We start from the raw sequence: 6,618 nt of genomic DNA, 5'->3' as shown, positions 1-6,618 counted from the left end.
TTTAAGGAGCGGCAGCCTGCTCGTATTTATCAGATTGCACTTTGGCAAAGACCACATGCGGCAGTTGACCAGCCGCAGTTTTGAACTCTGGCGCCATCATAAGACATGGCTGACACCAACTTGCCCAGAAGTCCACAATGGTCAGCACCTCGTTTTTTTTAATAACTTTATTGACCGTCTGTGCATTTAGCTCATGAGGCTTGCCGGTCAATAACGGCTGACTACATTTACCGCAATTGGGCGCCGCACTGAGCCGTTCAGCTGGCACACGATTGGTCGCTTGGCAATGTGGGCATACTAAATGGAAATTTTGCTCACTCATCATATGATTCCTATTTTAATTATTCTAATCGTTTTACTGTTTTAAAAATTCGTTATTGGTATTTGCAACTAAAAGTTGTTTGCACAGACTGTTTTCAAAAGCAGTTTTAGCATGATTATGCATACTCATTCTCTATGCCAATTGGTGTGCCACGCCACTGTATACATAGCTCATCGGTCGTGGACCGGGCAAGTACTCTTCGCTCAACTCGTCGATGACAAAACCACCTGCTCTAATGAGCGCTGGAATATCACGGTCTAGATGACAACCACCCGCCATAGGTTTCCAAAAAGGCGTTAATCGGTGCTGCCAGCGCTCGATAGAGGGATCTGGAGCTAAGCCATGCTCACAAAATAGCAAGCGACCGCCAGGTTTGAGCACGCGCGCCATTTCTCGAAGTGCTGGCACCGGATCATCGATACTACACAAGGTAAAGGTCATAATAATAGTATCAAATCGATCTGTATCAGCGTGAATGCCTTGAACATCAACGGCTATCACTTCAACCGGAATACCGATGGCAGTCGCTCGCTTGCGTGCTAGCGACTGCATCTGAGCGGCTGGATCGATGCCGATAATAGAGGAGACTTTTTTGGGATCATAAAACGGCAAATTCAGACCGCTGCCAATCCCAACTTCTAACACCTCGCCTAGCGCCTGAGGGACAATTTTAGACCGCGCTTTCATCACATTACCTGTACTACAGGCAACATCTATCAGCTTTGGCAATACATAACGCTCGTACGGATTCACTGCCTTCTCCATTCATTACCGCACTTAGCGCTTGCAGGTATTCATACCAAGCATGCTGTACAGCGGACAAAAGCGGAATAGTCCTGTTAGCAAAGGAACCAAACCAATCACGCCCCACCAGCTTCCATAATACATACCCAATCCGATAATCACCACACCAGCAATAATGCGTAGTAACCGTTCAGTACTTCCGACATTCATTTTCATGGCTCAATCCTTTTGTGAAATCATTTCATAGTAGAAGAATTGCATAGCTCTGTATTTATCGTACAAACTAGCACTCTTCTGGGTCGCAATCATATGATGCTTGCGTAGTGCCGCACGAGATAACCACTTTCACTCATGACACTGCCTGATTTATTGACCAAAAACATTGATCGGTACTTTCAAATAACGCGTACCGTTGTCTTCTGGCTCTGGAAAATGTCCAGCATTAATATTAACTTGCACTGCCGGAATGATCAGGCGCGGCATATCCAAAGTCGCATCGCGACGCTCACGCATCTCCACAAACTCTGCTTCGTTTATGCTGTCTTTAACATGAATATTTTCTAGTTTTTGCGCCGCAACAGTGGCCGTTGGGCAATGCTGGCGGCCCTTACTTGGATAGTCATGACAAAGATACATTACTGTATCTTCGGGGAGCGCCAACAGTTTCTGAATAGACTGATAGAGCGTTTTGGCATCACCGCCCGGGAAATCACAGCGAGCTGTACCCACATCAGGGGCAAACAATGTATCCCCAACGAAAACCACTGTCTTTTCGTCATCAGCGGCCATATAAGCCATGTCAGCACGTGTATGACCTGGCACATACATCGCAGTAATAGTGATACTGCCAAGCTCTAGCGTCTCACCATCGTCTGTCAAAATATCAAACTGACTGGCATCGGTGTGGAAACTGGTATCAAAGTTAAAGATTTGCTTAAATGTTTTTTGTACTTCGTTAATATGCTGACCGATTACCAGTTGACCACCGAGATTTTCTTTCACATGAATAGCAGCCGATATGTGATCTGCATGTGCATGAGTCTCGATAATATACTTGAGCTCCCAACCATGCTCACGTACGAACTCAATGACTTCATCAACGCTGCTAGTATTCGTTCTGCCTGATTTGGCATCAAAATTTAATACTGGATCGACGATGGCACACAATTGCTGCTCGACATCGGCGAGTACATGAGTATAGGTTTCTGTGTCGCTATCTAAGAAAGAATGAACTTGCATGGTTGCCTCTTTACTTGTCTGTGAATGTTATCACTATAGGATTTTTCTTGTCTTAAATTAACTCTTAAATATGATATTCAGTCGTATATAATGTTCGCCATTGTTTACGGCTCATCTATTATCACCAATATAGCAACTGCTATACAATTTATCAATTTATATAATGTAAATAATGATAACTTGCTATGCTACGCGATATCATTGATAATTAACCATATGTTATTCCAAACACTACGGCATGTATTGCCATATTATATAAGGAGCTCATTCTGGCTACTTCTACTTTAGCAGTAGGTACATCTACTCACAACGCTAGTGATGATAAGTCATCTTTCAGCGCAGACTTTATACCTATTGATCTTGCCAAACAAATGCAACAAGCATCGATGCAAGCCAGCCAATTACTCAAATCGCTTTCGCACCCTGATCGCCTGCTTCTGCTCTGTCAGTTGACACAAGGTGAGTATTGCGTCGGTGAGCTTGAAGGATTGGTCGGTGTTGGACAGCCAAGCTTGTCGCAGCAGTTGGGTATATTGCGCAAAGATGAGCTGGTTGCGACGCGCCGAAAAGGTAAGCAAATCTACTATAGCATCGCAAGTAATGACGCCTTAGCGGTATTAGAACTGCTTTATCAGCGCTTTTGTGCCAAATCCGAATAATGCTCTACTCGCCTAACTATTTTATGCTGCTTTCTATCTTGGTGACGTATTGATATGACTTCTATCGCCGCTCGTCTGATTCCTGCTTGGTTGCGCCAATACCAGATTGCCACTTTACCGACTGATGTAATCGCAGGCTTAGTGGTAGGTGTGCTAGTCATTCCGCAAAGTTTAGGCTACGCGGTATTGGCAGGTTTGCCTCCCGTTTATGGGCTATATGCGGCAATTGTGCCCGTCATTGTTTATGCGTGGCTTAGCTCCAGTAACGTACAGGCGGTCGGACCAGTGGCCATTACCTCTATAATGACGGCTAGCAGCTTGCACACTTATGCAGATCAAGGCAGTACGCAATACGCCTTAATGGCAAGCTTACTGGCGTTAATGGTTGGGGCGCTATTGTGGATCGCCGGACGGCTCAAACTTGGCTGGATTATGCAATTTATCAGCCGCGGGGTGTCGGCAGGCTTTATTAGTGGCGCCGCTGTACTGATTTTTGTTAGCCAGCTTAAGTATTTATCCAATATTCCCATAGCAGGGAATAGCTTAATTGAATATTTATCCAGCATGCAAATGTATGTGCGTCAATGGCATCCCTTGACATTGCTCATCGGCGTACTCGCCTTTGCCCTCTTAATTGCGAACCGCTACGGTAACAAATGGGTATGGCGCACTTGGCTGTCACCAGCATATGCCAAATGGGCAGAACGATTGTTTCCACTTATTCTACTTGGCATTGCCATTGTCCTTAGTATGAGCTTGCATTGGACGACAAATGGGGTGGCAACCATCGGTAGTATTCCACAAGGGCTACCGACCTTTACGCTACCCTATGTGCCAGATTTCCATGAGGCACTCAATTTATTACCTACTGCAGGCCTCATGGCGTTAATTATCTTTGTCTCGAGCAGTTCAGTTGCTAGCACTTATGCACGACTGCGCGGTGAGACCTTTGATGCCAATCGCGAGCTTACTGGACTTGGGCTGGCTAACCTTTTATGGGGTTTGTTCCAAAGTTTTACGATAGCAGGCGGCTTTTCACGTACCGCCATTAATGCCGACTCAGGAGCAAAGACACCGCTTGCTAGTATGGTGACGGTATTGGTGATGATTGCCGCTTTGATAGCATTTGGTAACGTGCTCGCACCGTTACCCTATGCGATATTAGGGGCAACCATTATGGCCTCTATCATTGGGCTTATTGATATTGCGACCTTAAAATCAGCATGGCAACGTGACCGTTTAGATGCCATAAGCTTTATAGCAGCGTTCGCCGGCGTGCTGATATTTGGGCTAAATACAGGGCTAGTTATTGGTCTCATGGTGTCATTTGCCAGTCTCATTTGGCAATCAAGTAAGCCGCACGTGGCCATTGTGGGCCAACTGGCCGGTACGGAGCACTTTCGTAATATTAATCGTCATGACGTGGTAACTTTTCCTAATTTGTTGATGTTGCGGGTCGATGAAAGTTTGTTTTTTGGTAATAGCGAATCGGTGCATAACCACGTGGTACAAGCCACGCGTCAATATCCAGAAGCAAACGAGATTATCCTTATTATGTCGGCAGTCAATCATATCGATTTGACTGGACAAGAGATGCTGATTAGCTTAAACCAAGAGCTATTAAATCAAAATAAGCAGTTGAGCTTTAGCTTTATTAAAGGACCTGTGATGGACATCATTGAGCACACACCGGTGATTACTGATTTATCAGGGCACGTTTATTTAAGTACTATGGATGCAGTCAATGATTTAAAAGACACTCATCAACAGCATTTGCGCTATTTATAAGGCTAAGAATAATTATTGGCTATCTATAACATATAGATATGATAAAAGCTGTGTTATGCTAAATTATTAGGACTGGTAAAGAACAAATACTAGCCTGTAGCGCTTTTTTTAAACTGATTATATTCTCGACTCTTTTTTATAACCTTTATTGATATTATTTATGACCGATGACTTAACCATTTATAAGCAAATTTATCCAAGCCAATGTATCAAAATTGCAGAGCTTGGGTATTGTTCTGTGCTCAATATTCGCCCTGATGCCGAGACCGAAACGCAGCCTAATAGCTGTGATTTGGCGCAGGCGACTGCCAAAGCCAATTTGACCTATCATCATCTGCCATTTGATGATGAACGTCTGAGTATGGCAACTGTCGAGCAGTTTGCCGCTTTTTATCGTACGATGCCCAAACCCATATTGATGTTTTGCGGTACAGGCGCGCGTGCTAAGCTACTGTATCAAAGCGCCTTGATGCAAGGGCTGCTATAAGTATGGACTTAAAAGCATTGATATAAAAACGCAATAAAGCTTACATACTTTATCTTTAGAAAGTTGTCCATTGCGCTTAGGCTTTATATTCTCGTACCATCTATTTCATTTTAATATAATAAATAAAAGGAGCTCTTATGAGCCATCAAGTGAGTATCACCGGACAAATTACCCCCGACCAAGTACCGATGATTGCAGAAAATGGTTTTAAAACCATTATTAACAATCGTCCAGATGGTGAAGAGCCTAACCAGCCAACCAGTGCTGAGATTGCTGCTGCCGCTGAAAAAGCAGGACTTGCTTATAAAGAAGTGTCTTTTGCTGGTAGTGAGCTCAATCAGAACCATGTTGAAGAGTTTGCTGACTTTTTTAATCAAGCTGAGCAGCCAGTACTGATGTTTTGCCGTACGGGCAATCGCTCAACGGGTATCTATGAAGCGGCTAAGCGTATGGACTTATTGGACGACTGATATCATAATCAATAACTTAAAGCAATAAACCAAGAAGCCCATATAAATATATGGGCTTTTATAATATTTAAGACTATATTTTGAATGCTGTGAAGCAACATATCGCCACAAGGAATGGGCGTTATAAATATAGTGCAAGTATGATCGTTAACCTTACAAGGATGTTCCATGAGTAATACCGCATTAGCTCTGCTACCGTTAGCCCTTGCTTATATTATGTTTACCTTAGGAGCAGGGCTTAAGCCTAGCGATTTTAAGGTTATCTTCAGTCATCCCAAAGCATTTTTTGTGGGTTTGGTCAATCAAGTTGTTTTTGTTCCTCTGGTAGCCTTAGCAGTCGTATTATTGATGTCGCCACCGCCCGCCATTGCTTTTGGTATCATGTTGATCAGCTTTTGCCCCGGTGGCGTGACTAGTAATATGCTCACCTACTACGCCAAGGGTAACGTAGCACTGTCGGTCGCGCTCACGGGCGTAGTCAGTCTATTATCAGTTGTGACCCTGCCTATCCTAATCACCTTGGCTTTCAATCATTTTATGAAAGACCAAGCAGGCTCTATCAGTGCGGTCAAAATCGGCTTAGTAATGTTTTTACTAACCACTTTGCCAGTGACCCTTGGTATGCTCGCCCGCCATAAGTTCACTGATTTTATGGTACGCAGAAGCGGGATCCTGAATGGCTTAGCCAGTGTCTTTTTTGTCTTAATCGTCCTTGCGGCTATTGCTACCAACTGGCAATTACTACAAGAGCAATTGGCATCTATTGGGCTCGAGCTTGTGCTGATTATTGTTACCTTATTTATAATCAGTATTTTGACAGCAAAGGCGTTAAAGCTAAGCTGGTTTGATACCAAGACCATCGCTATTGAAACCAGTATTCAAAACAGTACCACCGCGATTACCTTAGCC

Annotated in this window: 9 protein-coding genes; 5 read left to right on the top strand and 4 right to left on the bottom strand. The window is 43.9% G+C overall.

Features of this window, described 5'->3' with window-relative positions:
• Nucleotide 1 precedes the first annotated feature (1 nt).
• The 4 genes from VLN09_RS11585 to VLN09_RS11570 all read right to left on the bottom strand — a co-directional run bounded on the left by VLN09_RS11585 (nucleotide 2) and on the right by VLN09_RS11570 (nucleotide 2,305).
• Nucleotides 2–322 carry a thioredoxin domain-containing protein gene (locus VLN09_RS11585; RefSeq protein WP_325246678.1) on the bottom strand — a complete coding sequence of 107 codons (321 nt, stop codon included), beginning with the start codon at nucleotides 320–322 and terminating at the stop codon, nucleotides 2–4.
• A gap of 132 nt (nucleotides 323–454) precedes the next feature.
• Complete coding sequence (locus VLN09_RS11580) at nucleotides 455–1,075, bottom strand: class I SAM-dependent methyltransferase (protein WP_325246677.1); 621 nt, start codon at nucleotides 1,073–1,075, stop codon at nucleotides 455–457.
• A gap of 24 nt (nucleotides 1,076–1,099) precedes the next feature.
• Nucleotides 1,100–1,282, bottom strand: a complete 183-nt coding sequence (locus tag VLN09_RS11575) for a DUF2892 domain-containing protein (protein ID WP_325246676.1) — start codon at nucleotides 1,280–1,282, stop codon at nucleotides 1,100–1,102.
• 150 nt (nucleotides 1,283–1,432) lie between these two features.
• Nucleotides 1,433–2,305: an MBL fold metallo-hydrolase gene (locus VLN09_RS11570; protein ID WP_325246674.1), complete on the bottom strand. Its 873-nt coding sequence runs from the start codon at nucleotides 2,303–2,305 to the stop codon at nucleotides 1,433–1,435.
• A gap of 371 nt (nucleotides 2,306–2,676) precedes the next feature.
• Between VLN09_RS11570 and VLN09_RS11565 the strand changes: the two genes are divergently transcribed.
• The 5 genes from VLN09_RS11565 to VLN09_RS11545 form a co-directional block, all read left to right on the top strand.
• The gene (locus tag VLN09_RS11565) at nucleotides 2,677–2,964 is read left to right on the top strand and encodes a metalloregulator ArsR/SmtB family transcription factor (RefSeq protein WP_325246672.1); all 288 of its coding nucleotides are present in this window, start codon (nucleotides 2,677–2,679) and stop codon (nucleotides 2,962–2,964) included.
• Between the two features lie 54 nt (nucleotides 2,965–3,018).
• Entirely contained in the window at nucleotides 3,019–4,752 is a 1,734-nt protein-coding gene (locus VLN09_RS11560) for a SulP family inorganic anion transporter (protein WP_325246670.1), read from the top strand.
• Nucleotides 4,753–4,912: 160 nt separating this feature from the next.
• Nucleotides 4,913–5,239, top strand: a complete 327-nt coding sequence (locus VLN09_RS11555; RefSeq protein ID WP_325246668.1) for a beta-lactamase hydrolase domain-containing protein — start codon at nucleotides 4,913–4,915, stop codon at nucleotides 5,237–5,239.
• Between the two features lie 137 nt (nucleotides 5,240–5,376).
• The gene (locus VLN09_RS11550) at nucleotides 5,377–5,709 is read left to right on the top strand and encodes a TIGR01244 family sulfur transferase (RefSeq protein WP_325246666.1); all 333 of its coding nucleotides are present in this window, start codon (nucleotides 5,377–5,379) and stop codon (nucleotides 5,707–5,709) included.
• A gap of 168 nt (nucleotides 5,710–5,877) precedes the next feature.
• On the top strand, nucleotides 5,878–6,618 hold a 741-nt coding region (locus tag VLN09_RS11545), incomplete at its 3' end, for a bile acid:sodium symporter family protein (protein ID WP_325246663.1).

Origin of the sequence: Psychrobacter sp. (assembly GCF_035469765.1) — a bacterium.
GTDB lineage: Bacteria > Pseudomonadota > Gammaproteobacteria > Pseudomonadales > Moraxellaceae > Psychrobacter.
This window is presented reverse-complemented; position numbering and strand designations above follow the sequence as displayed.

Coding starts and splice junctions, on each gene's coding strand:
- VLN09_RS11565 (WP_325246672.1), top strand. CDS start 2,677: ATGCAACAAGCATCGATGCAAGCCAGCCAATTACTCAAATCGCTTTCG.
- VLN09_RS11550 (WP_325246666.1), top strand. CDS start 5,377: ATGAGCCATCAAGTGAGTATCACCGGACAAATTACCCCCGACCAAGTA.
- VLN09_RS11560 (WP_325246670.1), top strand. CDS start 3,019: ATGACTTCTATCGCCGCTCGTCTGATTCCTGCTTGGTTGCGCCAATAC.
- VLN09_RS11585 (WP_325246678.1), bottom strand. CDS start 322: ATGAGTGAGCAAAATTTCCATTTAGTATGCCCACATTGCCAAGCGACC.
- VLN09_RS11575 (WP_325246676.1), bottom strand. CDS start 1,282: ATGAAAATGAATGTCGGAAGTACTGAACGGTTACTACGCATTATTGCT.
- VLN09_RS11570 (WP_325246674.1), bottom strand. CDS start 2,305: ATGCAAGTTCATTCTTTCTTAGATAGCGACACAGAAACCTATACTCAT.
- VLN09_RS11555 (WP_325246668.1), top strand. CDS start 4,913: ATGACCGATGACTTAACCATTTATAAGCAAATTTATCCAAGCCAATGT.